Source organism: Balneola vulgaris DSM 17893 (assembly GCF_000375465.1).
Lineage (GTDB): Bacteria > Bacteroidota > Rhodothermia > Balneolales > Balneolaceae > Balneola > Balneola vulgaris.
Map to the genome: position 1 here is coordinate 1,563,358 of NZ_AQXH01000001.1, position 24,117 is coordinate 1,587,474.

Annotated in this window: 27 protein-coding genes; 15 read left to right on the forward strand and 12 right to left on the reverse strand. The window is 39.8% G+C overall.

Going from position 1 to position 24,117, the window contains the following annotated elements; all coding sequences use genetic code 11:
- Positions 1-2: 2 nt before the first annotated feature.
- The 3 genes from B155_RS0106710 to dnaN are packed head-to-tail and all read right to left on the reverse strand — an operon-like array spanning position 3 to position 2,769.
- Positions 3-809, reverse strand: a complete 807-nt coding sequence (locus tag B155_RS0106710) for a class I SAM-dependent methyltransferase (protein ID WP_018127486.1) — start codon at positions 807-809, stop codon at positions 3-5.
- Positions 810-859: 50 nt separating this feature from the next.
- Positions 860-1,654: an SAM hydrolase/SAM-dependent halogenase family protein gene (locus tag B155_RS0106715; RefSeq protein WP_018127487.1), complete on the reverse strand. Its 795-nt coding sequence runs from the start codon at positions 1,652-1,654 to the stop codon at positions 860-862.
- Positions 1,654-2,769 carry a DNA polymerase III subunit beta gene (dnaN, locus tag B155_RS0106720; protein WP_018127488.1) on the reverse strand — a complete coding sequence of 372 codons (1,116 nt, stop codon included), beginning with the start codon at positions 2,767-2,769 and terminating at the stop codon, positions 1,654-1,656. Before dnaN ends, B155_RS0106715 begins: the two co-directional genes overlap by 1 nt.
- Before the next feature lie 184 nt (positions 2,770-2,953).
- On the opposite strand from dnaN, the gene B155_RS0106725 reads away from it, so the two are divergent.
- From B155_RS0106725 to B155_RS0106755, 7 genes are all read left to right on the forward strand, one after another.
- Positions 2,954-4,015 (forward strand): PorV/PorQ family protein, encoded by a 1,062-nt coding sequence (locus B155_RS0106725; RefSeq protein WP_018127489.1) that lies wholly within the window; start codon positions 2,954-2,956, stop codon positions 4,013-4,015.
- A 94-nt stretch (positions 4,016-4,109) separates the two neighbouring features.
- Positions 4,110-5,036, forward strand: a complete 927-nt coding sequence (gene miaA / locus B155_RS13095; protein WP_018127490.1) for a tRNA (adenosine(37)-N6)-dimethylallyltransferase MiaA — start codon at positions 4,110-4,112, stop codon at positions 5,034-5,036.
- A 30-nt stretch (positions 5,037-5,066) separates the two neighbouring features.
- A complete protein-coding gene (purS, locus tag B155_RS0106735; RefSeq protein WP_018127491.1) occupies positions 5,067-5,312 on the forward strand; it encodes a phosphoribosylformylglycinamidine synthase subunit PurS in 246 nt (81 codons plus the stop codon).
- Complete coding sequence (locus tag B155_RS0106740; protein WP_018127492.1) at positions 5,312-5,632, forward strand: ATP-dependent Clp protease adaptor ClpS; 321 nt, start codon at positions 5,312-5,314, stop codon at positions 5,630-5,632. Before purS ends, B155_RS0106740 begins: the two co-directional genes overlap by 1 nt.
- Position 5,633: 1 nt before the next feature.
- Positions 5,634-6,332, forward strand: coding sequence for a phosphoribosylformylglycinamidine synthase subunit PurQ (gene purQ, locus B155_RS0106745; protein ID WP_018127493.1), 699 nt, complete (start codon positions 5,634-5,636; stop codon positions 6,330-6,332).
- A 22-nt stretch (positions 6,333-6,354) separates the two neighbouring features.
- On the forward strand, positions 6,355-7,122 hold the full coding sequence (lptB, locus tag B155_RS0106750) for an LPS export ABC transporter ATP-binding protein (protein ID WP_018127494.1): 768 nt from the start codon (positions 6,355-6,357) through the stop codon (positions 7,120-7,122).
- Positions 7,123-7,124: 2 nt separating this feature from the next.
- Entirely contained in the window at positions 7,125-7,445 is a 321-nt protein-coding gene (locus B155_RS0106755) for a rhodanese-like domain-containing protein (RefSeq protein WP_018127495.1), read from the forward strand.
- Between the two features lie 90 nt (positions 7,446-7,535).
- Here B155_RS0106755 and rho read toward each other — a convergent pair whose 3' ends face one another.
- The 6 genes from rho to B155_RS0106785 all read right to left on the reverse strand — a co-directional run bounded on the left by rho (position 7,536) and on the right by B155_RS0106785 (position 14,511).
- Positions 7,536-8,771, reverse strand: a complete 1,236-nt coding sequence (rho, locus tag B155_RS0106760) for a transcription termination factor Rho (RefSeq protein WP_018127496.1) — start codon at positions 8,769-8,771, stop codon at positions 7,536-7,538.
- 161 nt (positions 8,772-8,932) lie between these two features.
- On the reverse strand, positions 8,933-10,273 hold the full coding sequence (locus tag B155_RS0106765) for a tetratricopeptide repeat protein (RefSeq protein WP_157464749.1): 1,341 nt from the start codon (positions 10,271-10,273) through the stop codon (positions 8,933-8,935).
- A 67-nt stretch (positions 10,274-10,340) separates the two neighbouring features.
- Complete coding sequence (locus B155_RS0106770) at positions 10,341-11,651, reverse strand: hypothetical protein (protein ID WP_018127498.1); 1,311 nt, start codon at positions 11,649-11,651, stop codon at positions 10,341-10,343.
- Between the two features lie 5 nt (positions 11,652-11,656).
- Positions 11,657-12,868, reverse strand: coding sequence for a DUF4270 family protein (locus B155_RS0106775; protein ID WP_026167243.1), 1,212 nt, complete (start codon positions 12,866-12,868; stop codon positions 11,657-11,659).
- Between the two features lie 19 nt (positions 12,869-12,887).
- The gene (locus B155_RS0106780; RefSeq protein ID WP_018127500.1) at positions 12,888-13,685 is read right to left on the reverse strand and encodes a glycogen/starch synthase; all 798 of its coding nucleotides are present in this window, start codon (positions 13,683-13,685) and stop codon (positions 12,888-12,890) included.
- A gap of 10 nt (positions 13,686-13,695) precedes the next feature.
- Entirely contained in the window at positions 13,696-14,511 is an 816-nt protein-coding gene (locus B155_RS0106785; protein WP_018127501.1) for a phosphosulfolactate synthase, read from the reverse strand.
- 204 nt (positions 14,512-14,715) lie between these two features.
- Between B155_RS0106785 and B155_RS0106790 the strand changes: the two genes are divergently transcribed.
- A complete protein-coding gene (locus B155_RS0106790; RefSeq protein WP_018127502.1) occupies positions 14,716-15,942 on the forward strand; it encodes an FtsX-like permease family protein in 1,227 nt (408 codons plus the stop codon).
- Here B155_RS0106790 and B155_RS0106795 read toward each other — a convergent pair whose 3' ends face one another.
- Entirely contained in the window at positions 15,943-17,544 is a 1,602-nt protein-coding gene (locus tag B155_RS0106795; protein WP_018127503.1) for a UDP-N-acetylmuramoyl-tripeptide--D-alanyl-D-alanine ligase, read from the reverse strand.
- A gap of 209 nt (positions 17,545-17,753) precedes the next feature.
- Here B155_RS0106795 and B155_RS0106800 point away from each other — a divergent pair, with 209 nt between their 5' ends.
- Positions 17,754-18,758: a sugar nucleotidyltransferase gene (locus B155_RS0106800; RefSeq protein WP_018127504.1), complete on the forward strand. Its 1,005-nt coding sequence runs from the start codon at positions 17,754-17,756 to the stop codon at positions 18,756-18,758.
- A gap of 63 nt (positions 18,759-18,821) precedes the next feature.
- Entirely contained in the window at positions 18,822-19,289 is a 468-nt protein-coding gene (locus B155_RS0106805) for a methyltransferase family protein (protein ID WP_040368284.1), read from the forward strand.
- A gap of 3 nt (positions 19,290-19,292) precedes the next feature.
- On the opposite strand, the gene B155_RS13100 is transcribed toward B155_RS0106805, so the two are convergent.
- Positions 19,293-19,703, reverse strand: a complete 411-nt coding sequence (locus B155_RS13100) for a BsuPI-related putative proteinase inhibitor (protein ID WP_018127506.1) — start codon at positions 19,701-19,703, stop codon at positions 19,293-19,295.
- 61 nt (positions 19,704-19,764) lie between these two features.
- Complete coding sequence (locus B155_RS0106815) at positions 19,765-20,166, reverse strand: universal stress protein (RefSeq protein ID WP_018127507.1); 402 nt, start codon at positions 20,164-20,166, stop codon at positions 19,765-19,767.
- A gap of 96 nt (positions 20,167-20,262) precedes the next feature.
- Between B155_RS0106815 and B155_RS0106820 the strand changes: the two genes are divergently transcribed.
- Genes B155_RS0106820 through B155_RS0106840 form a run of 5 tightly spaced genes read left to right on the forward strand, consistent with a single transcriptional unit; the run spans position 20,263 to position 24,114 of the window.
- Positions 20,263-21,702 (forward strand): CCA tRNA nucleotidyltransferase, encoded by a 1,440-nt coding sequence (locus B155_RS0106820; RefSeq protein ID WP_018127508.1) that lies wholly within the window; start codon positions 20,263-20,265, stop codon positions 21,700-21,702.
- 10 nt (positions 21,703-21,712) lie between these two features.
- Positions 21,713-22,597, forward strand: coding sequence for a 4-(cytidine 5'-diphospho)-2-C-methyl-D-erythritol kinase (ispE, locus tag B155_RS0106825; RefSeq protein WP_018127509.1), 885 nt, complete (start codon positions 21,713-21,715; stop codon positions 22,595-22,597).
- Positions 22,598-22,656: 59 nt separating this feature from the next.
- Complete coding sequence (locus B155_RS0106830; RefSeq protein ID WP_026167244.1) at positions 22,657-23,238, forward strand: RNA polymerase sigma factor; 582 nt, start codon at positions 22,657-22,659, stop codon at positions 23,236-23,238.
- A 52-nt stretch (positions 23,239-23,290) separates the two neighbouring features.
- Positions 23,291-23,620: a hypothetical protein gene (locus B155_RS0106835; RefSeq protein WP_018127511.1), complete on the forward strand. Its 330-nt coding sequence runs from the start codon at positions 23,291-23,293 to the stop codon at positions 23,618-23,620.
- Between the two features lie 2 nt (positions 23,621-23,622).
- Complete coding sequence (locus B155_RS0106840; protein ID WP_018127512.1) at positions 23,623-24,114, forward strand: Spy/CpxP family protein refolding chaperone; 492 nt, start codon at positions 23,623-23,625, stop codon at positions 24,112-24,114.
- Positions 24,115-24,117: the final 3 nt, after the last annotated feature.

The following is a 24,117-nucleotide window of genomic DNA, read 5'->3' on the forward strand; positions in this document are numbered from 1 at the left end:
GCTTATTGAACCTTAAGAAGAGTAAAGCATACGATACCTCGTGTGATTTGCTCTTCTATACCAAAGCCTGCCTGTTCAAATAATTTATTCGACTCTTTTTTGGTCCAAAACTTGAGTCCGCCGAGACCCATCGACTCTTGAAGTAAACGACCATACCATGCATCCGACTTAATAAGGTGCATCATAAATAACTTACCATCTTCTTTTAATACTCTGCGAGCATCATAAAGCACTTTCATCTCATCAGTAAGTTCATTTAGCGTACCTCCCATCACAATGCCATCAAATGTTTTACTGAAAAATGGCATCTCTTTGCCATCGGCTCGAACAAAGAATAAATCCGTTTCATCAGCTTCGGCTTTCAGTCGAGCTTCCTCCAACATCTGCATTGAGAAATCAAGTGCTACGATATCGGCTTTCTTTTGAGCGGCTTTCAAGGCTCTGCCATACAATGCCGTTGAACAACCTAAATCTAGATACAACCCACCTTCTTTGGGAGCAGTCCATTCTATCAATAACTCATGCTCTTTTTCTATAGGAAAGTCTTCACCCGTTAATAGAGATAGCGATCGTTTTCTCCAAATGTCTTCATAGATGTGCGCCGTAAGTTTCCAGTGATTGGTGTATGAAGCTACACTTGAAAAGGAAGGGTCTTTACCGAGTATGTCTATGATGTTGTTGGTGACTTCGTACTCGTCCCCTTCTTGAGAGCATAAAACGCCGTTAAAGGGTTTGCTGAGATGTGCAATTTCGCTAGGCACCTGAATGGATGCCCTTTCGTTTTCAGGGGATTTAAGTTCGAACTTCATAAGATGATTTTTGGAATTCTTGCAAGCCGTACGGTGATAAGCGGTTAGTGTTACGGTCTAACCTGGAGTACCAACGATACCTGCGCTCCTTTATCAACACTTAAAAGCTTTGCGGCATTTCCTTTATTGATGCCTATTTCTAGCATCCCAGAACTTCCTATGAATGCAGCAGGATCACCTTCTTCCACATCACCAAAAGTATTTACTAAGTGATCAATCATCGTGTTCCCCACGTAAATCTTCACTTTTCGCCGGCCAATCATATCTTCAATCAGTTGTTCAGATATGTTCGTAATTAAGTTCCCAAAACGATCGATATGTACAACCCACCCCTGCAACCCGTCTTTATCACCAATAGGAACAGCCCAGTGATAAGTCACTAATTCTTTGATGGGGTCGCCCACTTCTTTTAGATCTACACCATTTGCTAAGTGAGCAGCAACTGGCGCAAAAATATCACGCCCATGAAATGTTCTAGATCGTGTATCTCTCCAGAACTTTTCTTTATTCAGCTTAACTGCTTCATATTCAAATTCACTGTAGAACAATGAAAAAATACCGTTGTCTGGTCCAACGAAATATTGATCATTTATTTTCATTGCTATAGGATGGCGATCGGTACCTACACCAGGATCAACTACAACTAAGTGAACGGTATTTGCTGGAAATAGAAAGGCTGCATTTCGAGTTACCCATGCCCCTGCCATGATATCCTGTGCTGGAATATCGTGTGAGATATCAATAAGGCGAGTATTAGGCGATATACCTAATATCACAGCCTTCATTGCACTCACATATTGGTCTTGTAAACCAAAATCAGTAGTGAGGGTAATTATTTGACTCATTAAGAGTAGTTATTCAACATCACAGGCATTACAACCATAAGAATTTCTTCGTGCTCGCTCTCTTCTGAAGGGCGCACAATACCGGCTCTATTTGGTGAAGAGAATTCAAAACTTACTTGCTCATCATCGATGTTACTTAGCACATCGCCCAAGTACTTCGCATTGAAGCCAATTTCTAGTCCATCATTATTGTAATCGCAATCGATGGTTTCTTTTGCTTCACTACTCATATCAAGATCTTCGGCTCTGATGGTAAGCTTGTCTGCTTCGAGCTGTAGTCGAATTTGGCGAGTAGTTGAGCTAGAGAAGATTGCAACACGACGAACGGTTGAAAGCATCTGCTCTTTTGAAATCGTTAGAAACTTGTTGTTATCACGAGGAATTACAGAATCGTAGTTTGGATATTGCTCGTTAATTAAACGTGTAATCACGATAGTGCTTCCACTTTTGAAACGAGCGTGATCGTTCGTCACAGTAATTTCACATTCTTCGCCATTCGCTGTTTTCTGAACTAAGCCAAGTGCTTTATCCGGTACAATAAACTCTGTATCACTGCTGCCTGTGATTTTGCGATTGGTGTATTCCACTAAACGGTATCCATCGGTAGCAACAAACTTACTTTCGCTTGTTCCAATTTTAAAGTAAACCCCCATCATGGCAGGTCGTAAGTCATCACTTGAAACCGCAAACAATGTTTTATCTATAGCGTTGTTGATGGCTTCTCTAGAAGTGGCGATTTCAACACCTTCTTGAAGACTTGGGATTTCTGGGAATTCATCAGCATCGTCGCCAACCAATTTGTAAGTACCCTTATCGGTGCGAAAGTTTACATTTTTGCGATCATCAACACTAAAAAACACAGGTATGTTTGGAAGCTGACGCAGTGTTTCAAGTAAGCGACGAGCAGGAATTGCTACAGCCCCATCTTCTTCAATGTCGGCATCAATATATTCTACGATAGCAATCTCAAGATCGGTAGCTGAAAGTTTCAGTTTACCATCTTCACTTTCAAATAAAATGGTTTCCAAAATTGGAAGCGTAGCTTTTGATGGCACAGCACCTATTACTGCAGATAGGCCTTTGTTGAGTTCGTTACTTGATACTGAAAATTTCATGAAATCGCTATTTGAGTTAATTAAGGCAATTTTTCCCCATTCTTGCCCTTTCGAAAACGTGTGCTTATACTAAGAAATCCTTGTTCTCTCTGCAACACAGGGACGCCCGAAAATAACCCCAAATAAGTCTAAATTTCTATCGTTTAAGCGCTACTTTTTCCCAACTCATTTTTTAGCTTTCTAAATGAAGTATATCATCCCAGCGCTCCTCATTCTCTTCGTTGCATTCAACGATAGTCAGGCTCAGCCAACTTTGGCTAAGTATGGGAATGATTTTCTTAATACAGGTGCTGGTGCACAGGCTCTTGGGATGGGTTCAGCCTTCACTTCGGTAACCCGTGATGTAACGGCTGCATATTGGAATGTAGCTGGGTTGTCGTTTGTAGAAAGGCCACAGTTAATATATATGCACTCAGAACGGTTTGATGGCATTGTGGGCTACGATTATGGCGGTTTCGCTTACCCTTTGGCTGCCAAAGATGCCGTTATTGCGATTAGTTTTTTTCGCCAAGGTGTAGACAACATCGCAAATACATTGAATGCTTGGGACCAAGACCGAAATGCCCCGAAGGAAAACCCCAATGATCATATCACTCGATTTAGTGCAGCCGACTTAGCCGTTTTTATTTCATTGGCCAAAAAAAGCACGGATCGACTTGCTCTTGGTATCACTGCAAAAGTGATCAATCAACGTCTCGGGCCGTTCGCTAATGCATGGGGATACAGCTTAAATGTGGGAGCTCAGCTGAAAACCGACATCGTTGATGTTGGTATAAATGTGCGTGATATTACAACCATGCAGAAGATGTGGGAAGTTAATGAGGATGAATTTGAGGGCTTTCAAGAAGTCTTTAATGACTCGATTCCATCCGGGCAAAATGAATACGTTCTCCCTTCGATCAAAATGGGCGTTTCAAGAGTTTTTTCCTTTCATGATTTTGAATGGACCGCGGCCATAGATACGGATCTCTACTTTGAAAACCGCCGGGCTTATTACATGAATGTTGGACGCATGAGTATAGAGCCTCACATCGGTTCAGAGCTGAATTACAAACAGATTATCAGCTTTCGCACAGGCTTAACGGATTTCATTACCGATCCTGAAGGCGGTTTCACCGTATCTCCAACTCTTGGGCTGGGTTTAAATTTATCTATGTTTAGTTTGGATTATGGGTTTGGTAGTTTCGCTGGCACATCAAGTAATTTGGGATATACTCATCGCCTTTCCTTACGCTATTCGCTATAAATGCTTACGATTATTCAAATAAGATTATTTGAAGGAGCAATCTAATTGACCGTATATTCACTATTGTCTCATTTTAACTCTTCAGAAATCTAACGTGCGTTTAATACTACTTGGCCCCACCGCTTCTGGTAAAACTGAATTATCTCTGCAATTAGCTGAAGAGTTAGAGATTCCCATCATTTCTGTGGATTCAAGACAATGTTTCAAGCATTTGGACATAGGCACCGCTAAGCCCAAACAAGAAGAACTAGACCGTGTTCAGCATTATAACATCTCGAATATTGAATTAGATGAACGCGACTCCGTTCAAGACTTTTTAGAACGAGCAGAGGCGTGGGAAAAAGAAATTTTAACAGATCATGCGCACTCTCTTTTTGTTGGCGGAAGCACCTTACATCTACAAAGTTTAATTCGCCCTATTGAAGACCTCCCTTCAGCAAACCCACAAAATATTTCTGAGCTACATCAACGCATAGACGAAGAGGGTATTGAAGCTCTTTATAATGAGTTAAAAGCCGTAGACCCATCGTATGTCCAAACAATGGATGGGATGAATAAACAGCGCATAATCAGGGCCCTTGATGTGTGGATGCAGACAGGCAAACCTTTTAGTTCATTTCATTCCAACGACGAATTCAAACTTCCTTCCAATACTTTAGTGTTTGGAATGCATCAACCACGGGAAGTTTTATATGATCGAATTAATGCCCGAGTTGATAATATGATGGATGAAGGTTTATTGGAGGAAACTGAGAAGGTGCTCTCGATGGGATATTCAAAAGATTTGCAGCCGCTCAATGCAGTTGGATATAGAGAAATGATTGCTGTGCTTGAGGGTACAATGACTAAAGCTGAAGCGGTGGAAAAAATGAAAACTCAAACTCGTCGCTATGCAAAAAGGCAGCTTACATGGTACCGTAGATGGGATTTTATCAAGTGGTTGCCGGCCAACGAAAAAAAAACTCCCGAACTCAAAGAAATCGTGCTTTCAGATTTAGCAGCTATGCAACATAAGCCGTAAATTTAAGCCCATTTTAAAATTCGCTCAACTATGTATAAAGCAAAAGTACACGTTACACTTCGTCCTTCAATTTTGGACCCAAAAGGAAAAGCAGCACATCATGCGCTTCATAACCTAGGACTCAATGATGTTCAGCAGGTTAGAATCGGAAAATTTATTGAACTTGACGTGGATGCGGATAGTAAAGAGAAAGCAACTGAAATCGTTGAAGCAGCTTGTACAAAACTGCTCGCTAACGAAGTGATGGAAGATTACGAGATTATTCTCGAGCAATAATGAACAACTCTGCTCAACATATCACCTTCAGTATGATACATGCCGATGTTGATGAGCAGACTAAAACCGAAGAACAGGTTGAGGAAAGCATTGACACTCCTTGGCGCTTGTTCTTATTTGATGACGACATTCATACCTTTGATGAAGTAATCGAACAAATCATCAAGGCTACTGGATATAGCTACAACAAAGCCCAAGAGTTAACCTTTCAGGTTCACAACAATGGTAAAACTGTAGTTTATGAAGGTGAGTTTTTTGAATGTATGCGCATCGAAAGTGTCTTAAAAGAAATTCAATTAGTTACCGAAATAAGAGGTTAGTGTGGCAACATTTGGCGTAATAGTATTCCCGGGTTCAAACTGTGACCATGATGCTTATCATGCGATGAAGCATATAATGAACAGTGAAGTAAAATTTTTATGGCACAAAGATACCGACTTAAGTGGTATCGACTTTTTGATTGTGCCAGGTGGTTTCTCTTACGGCGATTACCTACGCTCTGGAGCCATTGCTCGCTTTTCTCCAATCATGCAAGAAGTAGTGAAGTTTGCCAATAACGGTGGACCTGTGATGGGCATTTGTAACGGTTTCCAAATTTTGCTTGAAGCAGGCTTAATACCTGGCGCCATGATGCACAACCAAGACCTTCGCTTTGTATGTAAGAACGTCTTCATCCGTTGCGAAACGACTGATTCTCTGTTCACATCTTCTCTTAAAAAAGGTCAGGTTTTTGATATTCCTGTATCACATGGTGAAGGCAACTACCACATCAATGAAGACGGCTTAAAGTCTTTACAAGATAACGACCAAGTACTATTCCGATATTCTGATGCCAATGGGGAGTTAACCGAAAGTGCGAATTTTAATGGCTCTGTTGATCATATTGCAGGAATCACTAATACTGGCAGAAATGTATTAGGAATGATGCCTCACCCAGAACGTGCTATGGAAAAACTTCTAGGCTCTGATGATGGTAAAGAGATTTTCGAATCTATACTTCATTCCTTGTCGGTAGCTTAAGATTTAGTACCTTTACTGCATCATGAGCAGTACATCAGGGAATTTACTTACACTTCATAGCCAAAAGCTGGTTAAGAGATATCGCAAACGTACGGTGGTTAACGAAGTTTCCATCAATGTTAAACAGGGCGAAATAGTTGGACTATTGGGCCCAAATGGTGCGGGTAAAACAACCACCTTTTATATGATGGTGGGCTTGGTAAAGCCCAATTCTGGTGATATATATTTGAATGACACCAACATCACACAAAAGCCCATGTACCAACGAGCACGAATGGGTGTTGGCTATTTAGCTCAAGAAGCTTCGGTATTTAGAAACCTCACCGTTCGGCAGAATTTAGAATCTATTCTACAGTTCCTTTCCTACCCAACTAAGCAGATTAAAGAACGAGTAGACCGACTGATTGAAGAATTTAACTTACAACGCGTTGTAAACTCAAAAGGATACTCTTTGTCGGGTGGCGAGCGCCGAAGAACGGAGATAGCCCGTGCTTTGGTTACAGAGCCTAAATTTATTCTTTTAGATGAACCCTTTGCAGGTGTAGACCCTATTGCCGTTGAAGACATTCAAAATATAGTAGCTCAGCTAACTAAACAGAATATTGGAATTCTTATTACAGATCATAATGTTCATGAAACACTAGCCATCACAGATAGAGCGTACCTTATGTTTGAGGGAAATATCCTTATGGAAGGAACCGCTGATGTGCTAGCAGACGATGAAAATGCCCGTAAGCTCTATTTAGGAGAACAGTTTAAATTAGATCGATACAAAAACGAAACACTATAGCCATGAAAGAAATAACGGTTCAAGACTTAAAAGAAAAAAAAGAAGCAGGAGACGATTTTGTACTTATTGATGTACGTGAAGATCATGAGTACCTCGTATCTAACCTCGACGGAAAGCATATCCCATTAGGAGACCTTCCTAGCCGAACTGATGAAATTGAAAAGCACAAAGATGAAGAAGTAGTTATTATGTGCCGTTCTGGTGGACGAAGTGGTAAGGCGGTTGAATATTTAGAATCTCAAGGGTTTTCGAATATCCATAACCTAAAAGGTGGAATCACAGCTTGGAGCAAGGAGATAGATCCTTCAATGCCCGTGGCTTAATTATATATTACCTACCCATTACTAAAAAGGCTTTCTAGATATACATCTGGAAAGCCTTTTTTCTTTCAATGAATTAATAATACGTTGAAACTATGCCGTAGCTGCAATCTGGTTTAGAAGCTCTTGATTGCTTTCCGTATTACGTAATACTTTTAATAATCCCATCATCGATTCTTTTGGTGACTTCTTAAGGAGGTAACGGCGAACCATATTTCTTTCCTCTAACGAATCGGTTATAAACTTATCCTCATTTCTCGTGCCTGAAGCAGTGATATTGATAGAAGGATAAATTCTATCATTGGCTAACTCACGGTCGAGCACTAATTCCATGTTACCTGTTCCTTTGAACTCTTCAAAGATCAGGTCATCCATTCTTGAATTCGTTTCGATTAAACAGGTAGCGATAATAGTTAATGAACCACCACCTTCGATTTTACGAGCTGAGCCAAATATCTTCTTTGGTATCTCAAGAGCGCGAATATCTAAACCACCTGAAAGTGTTCTACCACTATTACTTTGCACAGCATTGTAAGCACGGCCTAATCGAGTTAATGAATCGATAAGGAGTACGGCATCTTCACCCATCTCTGCCTTACGTTTTGCATAACCTAAAGCCATTTCAGTGATGCGAATATGGCTATGGGTTTTATTATCGTTTGAGGATGCAAACACTTCTGCATTGGTTGAACGAATAAAATCGGTAACCTCTTCAGGGCGCTCATCTACAAGCAATACACTTAAATGAATATCAGGGTGGTTCTCAGAGATGCTCTTAGCGATTTGCTTAAGCATTACTGTTTTACCTGTTCTTGGCGGCGCAACAATTAATGCACGCTGCCCTTTTCCAATGGGAGCTACCAGATCTATCACTCGCATTTCCACATTGTCAGACTGCATCCCTAGCTTAATCCAATCTACAGGCATAATAGGAATCTGGCGCTCAAATCTACTCGACTTAGTCCAAGCCTCAATTGGCTTTCTGTTGATTTTATCTACAGAACATACATGCTTGTTGCCACGCTTATCTTCTTCAAATTCGCCTTCTAAAATAAGACCAGGACGTAAATCTAAAGCTTTAACTTCTTCTGGCTTCAGGAATGGGTCTTGAGGACTATAACTGAACTCATAGTCCAGCTTTCTAATTAAGCCCCAACCCTTTGCATTAATTTCTAATACGCCTGCATATCTACCGGATACCCCAAGATTCTCTTTCCAAAAGAACTTTGGAATGAAAACATTTCCGCTCTTTTTACTGCGGTTCTTGTTGTTGTTGTTATTGTTGCGACCTTTGTTCCGGTTCTTATAGTTTTTTCTGTTCCGTGGCATTATAAAATAGTTTTGTTATCTCTTCTCCAGTGATAGAAGCGTAAATCATTAAATATGTAGGAAATACGAAGGAGAGCGAGAAAAAAAGGACGGTGTAGCCGAGTGCTACACCGTCAAAATTGAAGATAGGAAAAGATACAAATGTTTTGCTTTATAGCAAATTAACGAACTGTAGTAGTCTTGTTAATCCAGCTATAGCATGGCATTAATGAGCCATCAATTTTTACCTTTTGTCCATTCTGAAGGTTATCCAATTTTAGGAATTTGTCTTCCGCAGTTGGAGTAACGGCTTCATAATTTGGCAACTGTGAATTTACATTACTTGCTACCGAAGGATCTTTAGCCTTTGCCATGTTTAAGTAATCGATTACTAACCAATATACTACACGGTCTTGAGCTTCCATTTTTCGGCCTTCTTCCTCAATACAAGTCGAAATTGCTTGAGCATAAATACGAGCTTTATTGATGTAAGCCTGACCATAGTTTGAATCAATTTTTAGTGCTTCTTCAACATATCGATCAGCTGTTTTAATCTGATTCATGTTGATATATGCATCAGAGATGCTCACGTTGATTCTCTTTTTGTCATCATCGTTAGAAGCCATGTTTAATGCTTCTTTATAAAGAGCAATTGCTTCAGCATAACGAGCATTACTTCTTTCCGTTTCAGCAAGTGCCATAGCACTTTCAAACGTAGGCTCTACTTCGTGAAGCTTTCTTCTAACTTTAACTAGCTCTTCGCGATTGTCTACATCTTCATAAGCATCAGCCAACGCTTTTAGCGCTTCTGTATTATTTGGCTCTGCTTCAAGAATAGGAGCGTAGTAACTAATAACATCTTCTGGGCTACCGAATAGATCTTTCTGGAAGTCCTTAAGCTTTTCTTGGAATTCAGGTGAAGCATGTTTCATTGCTTCATCTATAACCGCTTGCGCTTTTTCACGCTCTCTTTTATTGATATAGTTTCTCAATAGAGCATCTACATAATAACCTTGAGCAGAAGTTGTAGCACGCTTAGGGTCTAAATCAAACATCATTTGGAACTGAGTATAAGCCTTGTTAAGTCCATCCGTGATGTACGAATAATTCTCTAAATAAAAACGTCCTTTATCCTGTAACGCTCTGTACTTATCAGCAGGAGTGCCTTCAGCGAGTTCAATACGATCATCTAATACCATAACCGCTGAATCTAAATAAGCCGCTTTAATACCAGGATCTGTTTCGCTCTTAGCTAATTCTTTATAAATAGTTACAAACTTCGAAAGCTGTATAGATAAGTTGAAGCTTGGATGTCCTTCAATATCAGCAGGTTTAGAACATAGCATCCAACGGCCAAACTTAAGAGCAAACTGATAGTCTTTCCCTTTGTAGTTTGAGTTAAAAATTGAGTACGCAGCTAGTGGTGCCATCTCATCTGGAGGGGTAGGATTACATTCGGCCTGAGCAGTTACCATTGCCGAACTTGTAAACAAGAACCCTAAAACTAATACTAGATTTTTCATCTTTCTTCTATTGTTGTTAGCGTGTTATCATGTTAACACGGTAGTTGTCTATATTATTACTTTAAAATTAATTAAGCTTTCGTTTGAAAAACATCAATTCTGCTAAATTCACAGATAAATTGAAAGCCCAAATGTTTTCTTTTACAAGATTATTATCAGTGGTTCCACGAATACCATATTGAACGCTAAAGTCGAATGATGACTGTGAACGAACAATTGGTGAAATCATACCTAAACCAGCCGAGAACCATAGTGTTTCAATGTCTTGGCCTTCAATGTTTAAGTAACCAGAATCGTAAGATACACCTGCAGTGTATTCAAAGTTTGATAAAAACCCTCTGCTGTTACTGTTATAGGCGTTAAATTGAGTCCCTACCCCAATCATAAACCTATCACTGAAACTAGCTTCTTGAGTTGCGTCAAACCCATATTCCGCATTACTCCAATCTTCAAACATCCCTTCCACAGATAAACTAAAACTTGGACCTGCAAAATAGGAAATTCCACCACTTAATCTCGATGGTAATGAAATAGTTTCTTGCTCGGTGGCTCCAATCTGAATCTCAGAACCAAAAGTATCACCTAAAGTCTTAACAGTCTCACGCTTTTTCTCCGCTTCAAACTCATTTTTTAGTGTGTATGCGGCACCAACTTGGATGATATCACGTGCGCCAAATACTTTTCTAGCAGTGGCTAGCACACCAAATCGATGAGACAAATTAGTTCCATTGATTTTGGCATTTACTGAACTCGTTGTTAAGTCAGTAAGTGATTTATTATTTAAAGTGGTTACCGACTCCTTGTTATTCTGCGTTAGAAAAGAATACGAAGGTGCATAACCTATAGATAGGTTTTTATTAATTCTGTAGCCTAAACCAACTTCAAACTTGGTAAGTCCACCTGTACCTTCTTTTGTATAGCCAAAATCTAATAATGATCCATCTTCTAATGTGCGCGACGATTCTGCATTCGCACTATAATTTGATCGAGTTTCTGGAAATAAGGCTACCGATAAACCTAATTTATTCGATATAACCGGAAATACAGCTTGGAAGCTTCCAACATTTAATAAGCTATTTGCACCTGAATCTTGTCCATCAGTAATGGAGTAATTCGTGAGTCCAAAATTAGCCGAACCTCTAGTAAAGGCACCTATTCCCCAAAAAGCAGGATTCCCTAATCCTGGAGATTGAAGGTCGTTGAAAGAAACACCGATAATTCCCATTCCTTTTTCTTGGGCAGTGTTTGTTTGTGTAGGAGAACCAATACCGTAATAAGAGTAAGGGCTTCCACTATTTGCTTCATCAGCTTGAGCAAATGCATCTACTGAAAGGAAAGAAAAAATCGAAACGGCGATAACTAAATTTCTAATCTTCATGATCTTTACTCCGCTATAGTTAGAATTAGTTTTGGTCGCTTATCCGCACTACTGGTATGATCATGTATAAGCTTTGTAGACAACACGCCTCCTGGTGTGAGGTATATATACTTCGTGTTTACATCTTTGTCTCCATAAATCAATTCATTTATAAACCGACTTACATTAAACCTTTGCGCATCAGAGAGAGTGTCTTGAACAGAAAAGTCTCTTATAACTCCAGAAGTTGACCCTCCAAATTGTAAACCATAAACCAAGTCGATGTTAAGTTCACCACTTAAGTTCATTGATACAGGATTAATACGCTCGGCTCCGGGAGTTCCATTGTTTTCTAAAAACTCATTGTCCTCGTAAACAACCAACTCTGCTTTAATTACATTCTCATTGCTGTATCCATCTACAAGTCCATTTAGGTCTACAGATGCGTAATTATCTAAAAAGGAAGTAAACTTGATGCGATTCGGTGTTGCAGCCGCATTGCTAGTATCTAATGTGAAACCTACATCTCTGTAGGTGAAATTAGAGGTATCACTTGCTACAGTATCGATATGAGTAAAGAAACTACCAGAAGGTATAGCATGAATGATTTTTGAACTCACTTGTTCAGGCACAATTGCAAGGCCATGAAATTCACGAACGTACACCGAGTCGATGTTTTCATCATCACTATTGGCGTAGGCCGCATATGCTTGCACCCATGAACTTGGCAACTCTACAATTACCGAATCTTCAGAAGTCACTGAAAAAGTAGTTAATGGTGTAGCGCTATCGTAAGCAATTACGTCCGTAGCTTTCAATGATGAACTTCTCCAAGACTCAGTTACTTCATAAATGGTGAAGTTAGTTTGTGATTCAGGATCACCGTAAACATCTGTACTATCGAAAGTAATTTGAAGCTGAACTCTACTGTTCACATCCAAGGAATCATCATCAGATAAATTGATGAGGCTTGGACGCACATAAAATGTAGATTCAAAATTACCATATACAGGATCTTCGAAATAGCCCATTTGAATGCTGGCTAACTGTCCTGAATATATCTCTGAGGTTTGTGGGGTTATGCTATTAACTAAAAGTGTATCGAATCTGATATCGGTTCCTGGTACAATAGTACTCCCCACCGAACTTGGGTTTTCACAAGCTATAATTCCAGCCAAAACCATTACAGATAAAATGAGCCGCCCCGTGAGTGCAGCTCTAGAAATGCGTTCCTTCAATGTATTCTACTCGATTAAATTATTTAACAATCTTGTTATAATATTCAGCAAACTTTTCTGAAACGTCTTCTGGCGATCCTTGAATCTGATCTGGTGTGATACCAAATTCTTTGAATGCATCATCGAATTCATCTCTGAGATAATTTCCGGTTACAACATGATCGCTGTATTTAAGACCTAAACGTAGTAAGTCTACTTTGCCGTTATCAGTAAGCTCGTTGATATTTATATCGTCTGGTAAACCTAACAGCTCCAAGATCTTTGCTGTATCTGCTTGGCCTTCATTCTCTGGGTGATGAAGATTGTAAATGATCTTCGTGTTCTTGAAGATTTCTTCATTTTTATACTTCGTTTTAACCAGTAATGGAATAAGTCCAGCAGGCCAGTCATGACAGTGAATGATATCGGGTTCCCAGCCGAGTTTCATAACTGTTTCTAGCACGCCTTTATTGTAGAAGGCTAGTCTTTCGTCATTGTCTGGGAAAAACTCGTCGGTATTCGGTTTTTTAAACAATCCTTTTCTCTTGAAATAGGTATCGTTATCTAAGAAGTATACCTGCAGCTTCGCATTTGGGATACTCGCTACTTTAATTTTCATGCTTTCGATATTGTCGCCAACTTCAACTTCAATTCCCGACAATCGAATCACTTCGTGGAGCCTATTTCTACGATCGTTAATTGAACCGTATTTAGGCAGTAATATTCTTATTTCAAATCCCTTGTCTTGCAAAGATGCTGGCAAAAAGCGGAGCAAATCTGCGGTGTATGTCATTCTAGCGAATGGTGATATCTCTGCTGCTGCGTATAATATTTTCATGTATACTTTATTACTCGTCGTTTGAAATTGAACGATCTCTCGTCATTTGCTGAAAATCAGGATCTTCAATGGAACAAAAGTCCATTAAAGTATCACTTCTTAAACCCAAGCGAATAGTCTCTAACGAGATCACTTCGTTTGGTGGTATATTTCCAAGGTTTACATTTGATCCATATTTTTTAACGAACCAAACTTGTTGTTCCTTCTTAGGAGCTTCAAAGATGAGCTTATCCACTGGAATCTGATCAGTGATTTCTTCAATTAAGCCAGAGCGAATTTCCCCACTAGGACGAAACATCCCTACAGTTCCACTTTCTCTAGCTTCTAGTATCACTTTTTCAGCACCGGCTTCTAACTCCTCAACTACTACTTTAACCCATTTATACGGAGGAATAACTTCGTTAGGGTTTTTACTCCCAACCTCAGAATATACTTTAAATTCTTGACTTAGGTCTCGAATAATCGCCTGCTTCTTCTCATCGCTTAACCAAATGGTTCCATTGGAAACCTCAAGCGTATCGATGTTATATTTTTTAAGTAGCTGAACGTATGCATCGAGCTGCCCACGCACCAAATACGCTTCAAATAAGGTACCTCCTAAATACACAGAGATACCCGCATTGGCATAAACTTCTAATTTGGCTTCTAGATTTTGAGTTACTAGAGCAGTTCCCCACCCTAATTTAACTACATCAACAGAGTTGGAGCAAACTTGACAGAAGTCTTCACTTTCCCTTATGCTCAACCCTTTATCTAATACAAAAGTCATCCCGTTTGAGCGAGGCTTTTGTGTACGATTCGGTAAATGATTAATACTATGTGGCATTTTATCCTAAAAATCAAAGCCCTCAATATACAGAATCTGAATATCGTATTAAAGAACAGCTTTTATTAAGTGAAATGATTTTTTACAATCATAATCTCACCTTAATATCATGCCCATATCTATCTTTTTTCCTCCCATTAAGAACTCATACAATCTATCTGAATAAATGCTGTTTCAGAACTAAGCATTCTCTATTTTTAAGCAATGGAAAACACGGGACTCATAGCTCGGAGGTATTTATTCTCAAGAAAACATATCTCCCTCATTTCAACTCTTACCTTTATTAGCATCATTGGTGTTACTATTGGAACCGCCTTATTGATACTCATACTGTCGGTTTTTAATGGTTTCTTTGATGTTGTTCAAGGCTATTTACTTTCCTATGATCCAGATATCCGCATTGAATCGATGGAAGGCACAGTGTTTTCTAACTTCGAAGATAAGCGAGCATCCCTTTCCACTATCCCAGAGATTGAACTCATATCTCCTTATGTAAATGGGAAAGCGTTACTGGCCAATAATGAAGACCAAAACAAAGTAATAGAATTAAAAGGTGTAGAGAAAGATAGCTTTCTCAAACTAATTGATATCGACAATAGCATTGTGTCTGGTGTGTTTGATGTGAGCGTGCGAAATCGCAAACCAGGGCTAGTTATCCATGAAAGTTTGCGTAACGAACTTGGCTTATCATTAGGGGATGAAGTTGCACTTCTAAGCGCTTCAGGTATGAGAAAAACACTTACTCAAGTTACTGCTCCACGTGTATATAGATTTGAAGTTCGCGGCAGTTACAGTTTAGAGCAAATTGGTGGGGGCGCCGAGGTATTTATTGATTTAACCGCAGCTCAAAGGCTCTTTCGTGCTCGAAATAACATATCTGGCTTTGATGTTAAACTGGATAATTTTAAAAATGCAGAGTCTCTAAAACCTGAGATCACTCAAGCTATTGGCCCCGGCTTTAAAGTGTCATCTTGGTATGATTTGCAAAAGCCACTATATGATGTGATGTATCTTGAAAAGTGGGGAGCTTATATCATCCTTATGATAATCATAATAGTGGCCGTGCTAAACATAGTAGGCTCACTCACAATGATTGTAATTCAGAAAAAAAGGGATATTGGCATTCTGATTACCATGGGATATTCTAAAGAAGCCATACGCTCCATATTCAGAAAGCAGGGATTTTATATTGGGCTTATTGGTTGCACCATTGGGGGCAGTTTAGGGCTCTTACTTTGTTGGCTACAAGCCGAATTTAGCTTAGTAAAGCTATCCTCAGCCTTTCTCATTGATGCGTATCCTGTACTTGTACAACCTACTGATGTGATCATCATTTTAGCAGGTAGTTTATTCTTATGTGTAGCAGCAAGTTGGTATCCTGCTAATCGTGCCTCTGAAGTAGAACCCGCCAACGCTATTCGTTACGAATAATTAGCCTTCGTTATAAACGTCTGGTAAGTCATTCTCGTAAAGCACCACATCGCCTGCTTGCACGTACTGATGCACCAATTCATTGGCTTCAAATAGGGAAGTAACAACTCTCACTTTATCTGACTGCCCATCAATTTCTGAAATACCTTCCTGTATTGGAACTGAACGATCTTCACCTACCAACACCACTAAATCTAGATTAGCCTGCCCTATTGCTTTACCAAAGTTTTTATTCTCTTCATATTCTAACTCACCCAACTCTACCATTCCAGGGGTGATGATAATTCGCCTACCTGAATTGAATTGTGATAAGATTTCAACTGCATTTTTTGCTCCAACAGGGTTCGAATTGAAGGCGTCATCTATTACAAAGAACTGACCTGCTTTTTTTAATTCCAACCTGTGTTCAACCGGTTCTATATTTGCAGCGCCTAAAGTCATCGTTTTAGGTCTAATGCCTAAATGATGAGCCACCCCTATTGCCAAGAGCATGTTTTGCACATTATGTGCCCCAAGTAGCTTAGTTCTAAACTCCTCTACTTTTTCCTCAAATTGAATTACGAACCGAGTTCCTTCTGTATCATATGAAATATCTCGTGCTTGGATGACACCGGTATCTAAGCCAACCATTATGCGGTTTAAATCTGATCTTGACTCCCCCATTCTACTTACATAACGATCATCTGCATTTAATACGGCAACACCTCCTGATTTCACATTATCAATCAAGGTGCCTTTCTCTTTGGCTATTACTTCCTGACCTCCGAAGGTTTCGAGGTGAGCCACCCCTACATTAGTAACAATGCCAATATCCGGCGTGGCAATATCGCATAGCTCCTGAATATTCCCTGCATAACGAGCTCCCATTTCTAGGATTAGAATCTGGTGGTGCGATTGCAAATCATTATTAATCACCTTGCAAATACCCATTGGCGTATTAAAGCTACCGGGAGTGGAGCATACACTAAATCGTTCTTTCAGAAGATCACGTACCATAAATTTAGTACTCGTTTTACCATAACTCCCCGTAATTGCAATCACCTTTAGGTGAGGCATAGAAGCTAATTTTTTACGAGCCTGCTCTTTGAATCCTTCTTGTATTCTTGCCTCTACGGGACGTGTAATTTGTCCTGATATCCAAACTATGAATGGAATTAAAATGGCTCCAAAAACCCACCCAAATGCTAATAGAACTACATCAAAGTTGAGTAAGGCGGTATCAAAATTTTGCACCGCAAGATTTGTGAACAACACCCTTCCAGTGAATGCACTATAGGTAAAAAATAGAGGAAAGATTAGGGTTAAGATGGCAATGGGTATAAGCAATCTTTTTACCCGTGAAGTGAGCACTAAAGGCTTTTTCACTTTTTCTTGACGATAGCGTTTTACAGAACCCAACCAGAACAACCCAAAGATAAAAAAGGAAACGGCGATAGAAGACTTCGTGAGTTCAAGTTCGAACCATGCATCCATTGCAATTACCAAGAATAACAAAAGGTTGATAATGCCTAGCTCAAGAGGAATAGTTTTTTCATCCCAATGGTCTTTTAACCACGCCCAAAACTCATTCTGTTTATACCCTACCTGCTGAAATGTGTGCAAGAAAAACTTTGTGCGGTACCAATGATACCTTAGTAGAATGAGACAAAATAGTACGGAACAGATATTGAGTACGCTATGATACCAGAACAAGCTCTTATTATTTAATTGTGAATAATTCTATGGATATAGGCATGCTGTCGAATTTAACAGCTATCGCCCGTATATTCACCACGATTTAACAGCAAAAGTTTCGAATTGGAGTCGAATATATGAAATTAATTATCCCAATGGCGGGTCGCGGGACACGCGTTCGCCCACATTCCCACACTGTACCCAAACCACTACTTCCTGTTGCAGGAACGATGATCATTGAGAGGTTAGTGGAAACTTTTATTCGCACCTTAGATCGTAAGATAGAAGAAATTGTTTACATCTTAGGTCCAGACTTTGGGCAAGACATCAAAGACCAACTTACTGAAATGAGTAGCCGGCATAATGCTAAGGCAACATTCAGAGTTCAGTTTCCTGCGTTAGGAACAGCCCACGCTGTTGCTTGTGCGAACGAAGATTTGGATGGCGAAGTGATCGTCGCTTTTGCCGACACCCTCTTTGATAGCAAAGAGAAGTTCAATATTGAAGGGGCTGATAGTGTAATTTGGTTAAAGCGTGTTGAAGACCCATCAAGATTTGGGGTTGCCGTACATGAAGGCGAAAAAATCACTGGATTCGTTGAAAAGCCTAAAGAGTTTATCTCAGACTTAGCCATCATTGGGGTGTATTATTTCAAAGATGGTCAAGAATTGAAGCGTCAAGTTAACCGTGTAATGGAAGAAGACATCAAAGGTCCTGGTGGTGAGTATTTCCTTACTGAAGCACTCGACAACATGATCAATGAGGGCAAAGTTTTTAAAATTGCTACCGTAGATGAGTGGCTCGATTGTGGTACTCTACCCGCTTGGCTTGAAACAACCGGTGAAATTGTAGCTAAAGAAAACCACTCTTACGATGCTTCTAAGTTCCCGAACTCAACCATACACCCGCCTGTATTCATCGCCGATGGTGTTACCATTGAAGGCAGTGAAGTTGGCCCACATGTAAGCATCGAAGCGGGTACTGTTATTAAAAACTCTAAAGTGAGTAATACTATTATTCGTGAAAACGCCCACTTAGAGGACGTACATACAAGCGGTTCTACCATTGGAGCACACACCAAGCTTCAAAATGTAAATGGTAAGGTAGATATTGGTGACCACAGCACGCTTGAAATCAAGTAAATGCTTTATACTAACTAGGCTCCTATAAAAGAGAGCCTAGTTTTTAATTTCATGGGAGTTGATATGAATCTTTCGAGTCTAAAACTCAAATTCCTACCCGTCACTGTTGTGGTATTTTGGGGCGCTTGTATGTATAGCTTAGATCGATTTGTTCCCGCCGCAACTCTCGAAATTCCATACTCAAAGGCAATCGCTTATCTAATTTTAGCCACTGGATTTATTTTCATAGCGATAGCTGGCATTAACTTTCAGCGTAATTCTACTACTGTAGACCCTTCCAAACCTGATAAGGCAAGCACTCTTGTTCGAACGGGTATATATGCTTATACACGCAATCCTATGTATGTTGGTATGCTTTTGGCATTAGTTGCTTGGGCTTTTGCGCTATCTAATGTGCTTTCTTTTATACTCATCCCTTTCTTCATTGAATATATGACTCGCTTCCAAATAAGGCCTGAAGAGGAAATACTCTTAGAGAAATTTGGAAGCGAATTTAAAGACTATTGTAACTCGGTAAGGCGGTGGATCTAAAGGTTATTGAACTACAATAACTGTCGTATCCGAAACATCTGAGTATCCAATCAATTCTGACCTTAGTATATAAGAACCAGAAATAGAATCAGGAATCCATTCTTCTTTTATTTCAAAGACTTTTACTTCCTCGGGTTGTAGGGTAAATGAAGTTAGAGCGGCCGTACACCCAGTATTAGATTCTGAATCATAAGCTGTATTTCCTTCATCATCTAGCAGAACAAACTTCACTTGACACCCTGAGGTAAAATTAAATTCAACGGATTCACTTCCTGTATTAGTTACAGAAAATATTACCTCACGAGGAGATTCAGACACCCTGAGTTCGCCTTCAACATCACTAAGGTTTGTATTTGAAACGGAACACGCAAAGAGTAGCGTGCCTAATAGAATAGCAGCTATTTTAGTATGCATAAATAGATCAATGTGTTGTTAAAGTAACTTTACGTTGAACGCTTCAACATATTGCGTAATGTTACTTTACAACAGTAATCACACCATGAAATTTATCAATGATGTAGTTACTAATGCCTCCAGGATCTTTCGAGTTTACATCCCATTTGAAATCTGCACCACCAATTAGAATATGATCACACTCCAATTCTTTGGCTGTTTCAACTATGGTTGCGCCAGGCTCGCCCACTTTTACTGTTAAATCTGGGTCAAATTCAGGTCCACTATGCTCTTCAAATAGAAACTTAGCCATTTCTACGATGCCTTTAGCTGTATCTTCACTTTCTTTTGAGTCGGCCACAACTAATATCGTAACCCTTGGGCGTTCCTTAAGCATTGCGCTTAACATCCCTGCATGTTTTACAGCTTCGCTTGCATATTTTGAACCGTTGGTGGCAATAAGCCAATTTGTAGGAAATTCCATATTCAAATTATTTTGTTAAAAGCTCTGAAATAGAGTTCGGATAATTTTCAAAAACTAAGGTCTGAAAGCAACACTTAATAATGTTATCTTTTCCTCATGAAATTTGAGCATCACATTCCTGAGTCTCACCAAAGAGTTTTTGAGGTTATTAGTAAATCTGCCAAGGATCTTAACCAGCCTGTATACGTTGTAGGGGGTTATGTACGAGATTACTATCTAGACAGACTTAAAGAAACAGACCCTGACCTTGATTTTGTTACGATTGGGTCGGGAATATCTTTAGCCGAAAAAGTTCATCAAGCACTCGAAGGTTCGCACTTATCCGTATTTAAACAGTTTGGTACAGCTTTAGTTAAGGCTGGCGATCTCGAACTCGAATTTGTTGGAGCACGAAAGGAAAGCTACCGTCGTGATTCTCGCAAGCCTATTGTTGAAGATGGAACTTTAGAAGACGACCAACTCCGAAGAGACCTAACCATTAACGCGCTATCATGGTCGTTAAACGCTGAAGATTATGGCACGCTCATCGACCCATTTGGAGGTATTCAGGATCTTAAAAACAAGATAATTCGCACGCCTGTTGATCCTGAGCAGACCTTTAGTGACGATCCGTTGAGAATGCTACGTGCCATTCGCTTTGCGAATCAGTTGAAGTTTGAGATTGACCCTGTCACCTATGAAGCCATTAAAGAGATGGCACCTCGGCTCGATATCATCTCCAAAGAGCGAATCATCACCGAGCTGAATAAAATCATCATGACCGATAAGCCATCCATCGGTTTTACCCATTTATTCCATACAGGGTTGCTTAAGCAGTTCTTCCCGCAGATGCATAAGCTACAAGGTGTAAAGGAAGTAAACGGACATTTACATAAAGACAACTTCTGGCACACACTTCAGGTTCTGGATAATGTTGTAGAATACGGAGGAGATTTATGGCTCCGTTGGGCAGCCATACTGCATGATATCGCCAAACCTCCAACCCAGCGCTACCAAGAAGGAGTTGGCTGGACTTTCCATGGACATGATGCCTTAGGTGCAAAATGGACCAAAGGCATATTTCGCCAGCTTGGGTTACCACTAGATGAGCGTATGCGCTATGTTCGAAAGCTAGTTCGACTACACCTGCGCCCTATCGCCTTAGTGAGTGAAATTGTAAGTGATAGTGCAGTACGTCGTTTGATTTATGAAGCTGGAGATGACATCGATGACCTCATGACCTTATGCCGCGCAGATATTACGAGCAAGAATGAGAATAAAGTGGAGCGCTTTCAAGAAAACTTCAACATTGTTGAAAAGAAGATTAAGGAAGTAGAGAAAAAAGACCGCATCCGAAATTGGAAGAATCCTCTATCTGGCGAAGAAATTATGGAAGCCTTAGAGATAAAGCCCGGTAAAATTATTGGAGACATTAAAGATCTCGTTAAAGAAGCGATTCTGAATGGAGAGATACCCAATAATAAAGAAGCGGCTTATGAGTATATGATGGAGAACAAAAGCAAAATTTTAGAATCAGAAAAAGAAAAGCAGAAGTAGGATAGCAATTATGAAAGACCTTTGGATTTCAAATTCATATGCTAAAATAAATTTAGGATTGAATGTATTAGAACGTCTAGAAAACGGCTATCACACTATTGAAACAGGGTTCTGTTTCATCGAATGGGCCGACCGATTTGAAGTAACACCTTCAAGCCGAAATAGCCTAACCATGAGTGATGAAAAAATTCCTATTGATGACACCAACCTCATAGTAAAGGCAATCAAATTACTGGAGGCCGAAGCTGGGCTTAAAGATCAGTTTCACATTAAAGTAGAAAAGAACATCCCCGCGGGCGCAGGCTTAGGGGGTGGAAGTAGCAATGCTGCTACAACGCTTCGCATGATTAACAAGATTGCCAACTTAGGTTTAGAGACCTCACAGCTAATTGAATTCGGGAAAAAACTAGGTGCTGATGTCCCTTTCTTTATCGAAGGACAGGCAGGTTTCGCAACAGGCTTAGGCACCGAAATTGAGCCGCTCGATTTGCAAACCGACGCTTGGGTAGTTACCGTGTTTCCAGGGATACCTAGCAGTACCCCCGAGGCGTATCAGTATTGTGAACCAAATGCAGAGCCTGAATTCTCTTTAAAAACGGTTCTGCTTGAAGAAGACGTGGAAGAATGGCAATATCTTGTGATTAATGATCTAGAGGCCGCCGTCTTCCCGCGCATTGAATTAGTGGGTAACATAAAAGATCAGTTTTACGAATTTGGGGCTAGCTATGCGTCCATGAGTGGAAGTGGCTCTAGTGTTTTTGGTATTTACGAGCAGGACTTCGTAGCTATTCATGCTTATGATTCTTTTAGAAAGTTAGGTTTTGAAGCAAACTTAACACGACCTAAGTTCTCCCCTGATCTAGGTATTTATAAAAAACAGATCGACACCTATTAAATAGAATCGTGTTACAAGTTTTCGGACCTGTTAGCGCCTAATACGCTAAATTATTTGCAGTGGAGGAATCGTCATTCATACATAAACTTAGAAGTCGTGATCGAAGTGCATTCAATCAATTGGTTGAAGAGTACAAAGATCAGATTATGAGTGTATGCTATGGGTTCTTAAAAGATGAAAATGACGCAGAAGACCTCACTCAAGAAGTATTTGTAGAAGTATATCGTACGATTTCAAAGTTCAAAGAAGAGTCTACATTATATACGTGGATGTATCGTATTGCCGTTAGCAAATCATTAGACGAACTCAAAAAAAGAAGAAGTCTAAAACGTGCCGCTTTCTTCGAAAAGCGCGTTCGCTCGGAAGCAGCTGATCTTGAAATGAGCATGAAAGAAAGTCCAGATGCTTCCCCTGAAGAAGCTCTTCTCCAAAAACAGCAACAACAGTTTATCCATGATTGTTTAGAAGAACTGCCTGAAACGCAACGGATTGCATTTACTCTTAGCCAAAGTGATGGAGTGAGCTACAAAGAAATTGCTGAAATCATGGATCGTAGTTTGTCGAGTATTGAAAGTTTAGTACACCGAAGTAAGAAAAACCTTCGAAACATCATGGAAGCCAACTATGAAAAATATTTCTAATCATGCACAAGTTTTTACAAGGAACTTCGCCTAATGGTATAATTGCTCTATTATGAAATCAAAGAACAACATATCTGCACACCTTGATGAGATGATGAACGAGGCTTCGAACCCTCAAAAAGTTCATGTATCCGATCAATTTCTGGATCATTTAAACACTCGTTTAGATGCTATAGATTCTCAAAGTGCTCCACAAACAGCTCGCATTTTTACACTTACTGAGTTTAAAAAATACGCTGCTGTATTCATCATTTTGATGCTAAATGTAGCCGTACTTTGGTTTGTTAATTCACAATCTTCAGTAGATACTTCAGATGAAATCGTTGAATTTGCTGATGAGTATTTCCCTGATTACAGTATCACTCTTACGTCTTTGGAGTAACTATGAGCTTTTTTGAAAAGAAAAAATTTACGATCGCGACCATCAGCATACTTGTTGTTCTCAACCTTGTACTGATTTCATTCTTGACCATCCCAGAGCTAAAAAATAACCGCTCTAAAGATCGATACCGCACTTACGATCACGCCGCTTATTTAGCCAAGAAGCTAGAATTCACTGAGGCACAAACGGCTGAATTGCGTGAGGTTATGAGTGGGCATAGAACAGAATTAAATGCCGTAAAAAAGGAAATGAACGCAAAACGTTCTGAGCTGTATGCAAAGTTACGCGAACCTCAAGATGACTCAGTATCCATTGAGGAACTTACGGGTGAAATTGGGTTTTTGGCTGGGCAAATAGAACAAATCAATTTCGATTATTTCATGAATGTTCGTGCTTTATGTAGTCCAGAACAACTTGATAAGCTAGATCAACTGATGCGCCGCATGATGAAAAGTCGGTCTTCACCTAGCACTCCACAAAAAGGGCGAAAGTAATTC

Bases quoted from the DNA above. Each gene is read 5' to 3' on its own strand.
- B155_RS0106800 (WP_018127504.1), top strand. From the start codon at position 17,754: ATGAAATTAATTATCCCAATGGCGGGTCGCGGGACACGCGTTCGCCCA.
- B155_RS0106840 (WP_018127512.1), top strand. From the start codon at position 23,623: ATGAGCTTTTTTGAAAAGAAAAAATTTACGATCGCGACCATCAGCATA.
- B155_RS0106770 (WP_018127498.1), bottom strand. From the start codon at position 11,651: ATGAAGATTAGAAATTTAGTTATCGCCGTTTCGATTTTTTCTTTCCTT.
- purS (WP_018127491.1), top strand. From the start codon at position 5,067: ATGTATAAAGCAAAAGTACACGTTACACTTCGTCCTTCAATTTTGGAC.
- lptB (WP_018127494.1), top strand. From the start codon at position 6,355: ATGAGCAGTACATCAGGGAATTTACTTACACTTCATAGCCAAAAGCTG.
- B155_RS0106835 (WP_018127511.1), top strand. From the start codon at position 23,291: ATGAAATCAAAGAACAACATATCTGCACACCTTGATGAGATGATGAAC.
- B155_RS0106765 (WP_157464749.1), bottom strand. From the start codon at position 10,273: ATGAAAAATCTAGTATTAGTTTTAGGGTTCTTGTTTACAAGTTCGGCA.
- B155_RS0106740 (WP_018127492.1), top strand. From the start codon at position 5,312: ATGAACAACTCTGCTCAACATATCACCTTCAGTATGATACATGCCGAT.
- B155_RS0106710 (WP_018127486.1), bottom strand. From the start codon at position 809: ATGAAGTTCGAACTTAAATCCCCTGAAAACGAAAGGGCATCCATTCAG.
- B155_RS0106820 (WP_018127508.1), top strand. From the start codon at position 20,263: ATGAAATTTGAGCATCACATTCCTGAGTCTCACCAAAGAGTTTTTGAG.
- B155_RS0106755 (WP_018127495.1), top strand. From the start codon at position 7,125: ATGAAAGAAATAACGGTTCAAGACTTAAAAGAAAAAAAAGAAGCAGGA.
- B155_RS0106805 (WP_040368284.1), top strand. From the start codon at position 18,822: ATGAATCTTTCGAGTCTAAAACTCAAATTCCTACCCGTCACTGTTGTG.
- B155_RS0106785 (WP_018127501.1), bottom strand. From the start codon at position 14,511: ATGCCACATAGTATTAATCATTTACCGAATCGTACACAAAAGCCTCGC.
- B155_RS0106725 (WP_018127489.1), top strand. From the start codon at position 2,954: ATGAAGTATATCATCCCAGCGCTCCTCATTCTCTTCGTTGCATTCAAC.
- rho (WP_018127496.1), bottom strand. From the start codon at position 8,771: ATGCCACGGAACAGAAAAAACTATAAGAACCGGAACAAAGGTCGCAAC.
- B155_RS0106780 (WP_018127500.1), bottom strand. From the start codon at position 13,685: ATGAAAATATTATACGCAGCAGCAGAGATATCACCATTCGCTAGAATG.
- B155_RS0106715 (WP_018127487.1), bottom strand. From the start codon at position 1,654: ATGAGTCAAATAATTACCCTCACTACTGATTTTGGTTTACAAGACCAA.
- B155_RS0106815 (WP_018127507.1), bottom strand. From the start codon at position 20,166: ATGGAATTTCCTACAAATTGGCTTATTGCCACCAACGGTTCAAAATAT.
- B155_RS0106790 (WP_018127502.1), top strand. From the start codon at position 14,716: ATGGAAAACACGGGACTCATAGCTCGGAGGTATTTATTCTCAAGAAAA.
- B155_RS13100 (WP_018127506.1), bottom strand. From the start codon at position 19,703: ATGCATACTAAAATAGCTGCTATTCTATTAGGCACGCTACTCTTTGCG.
- dnaN (WP_018127488.1), bottom strand. From the start codon at position 2,769: ATGAAATTTTCAGTATCAAGTAACGAACTCAACAAAGGCCTATCTGCA.
- ispE (WP_018127509.1), top strand. From the start codon at position 21,713: ATGAAAGACCTTTGGATTTCAAATTCATATGCTAAAATAAATTTAGGA.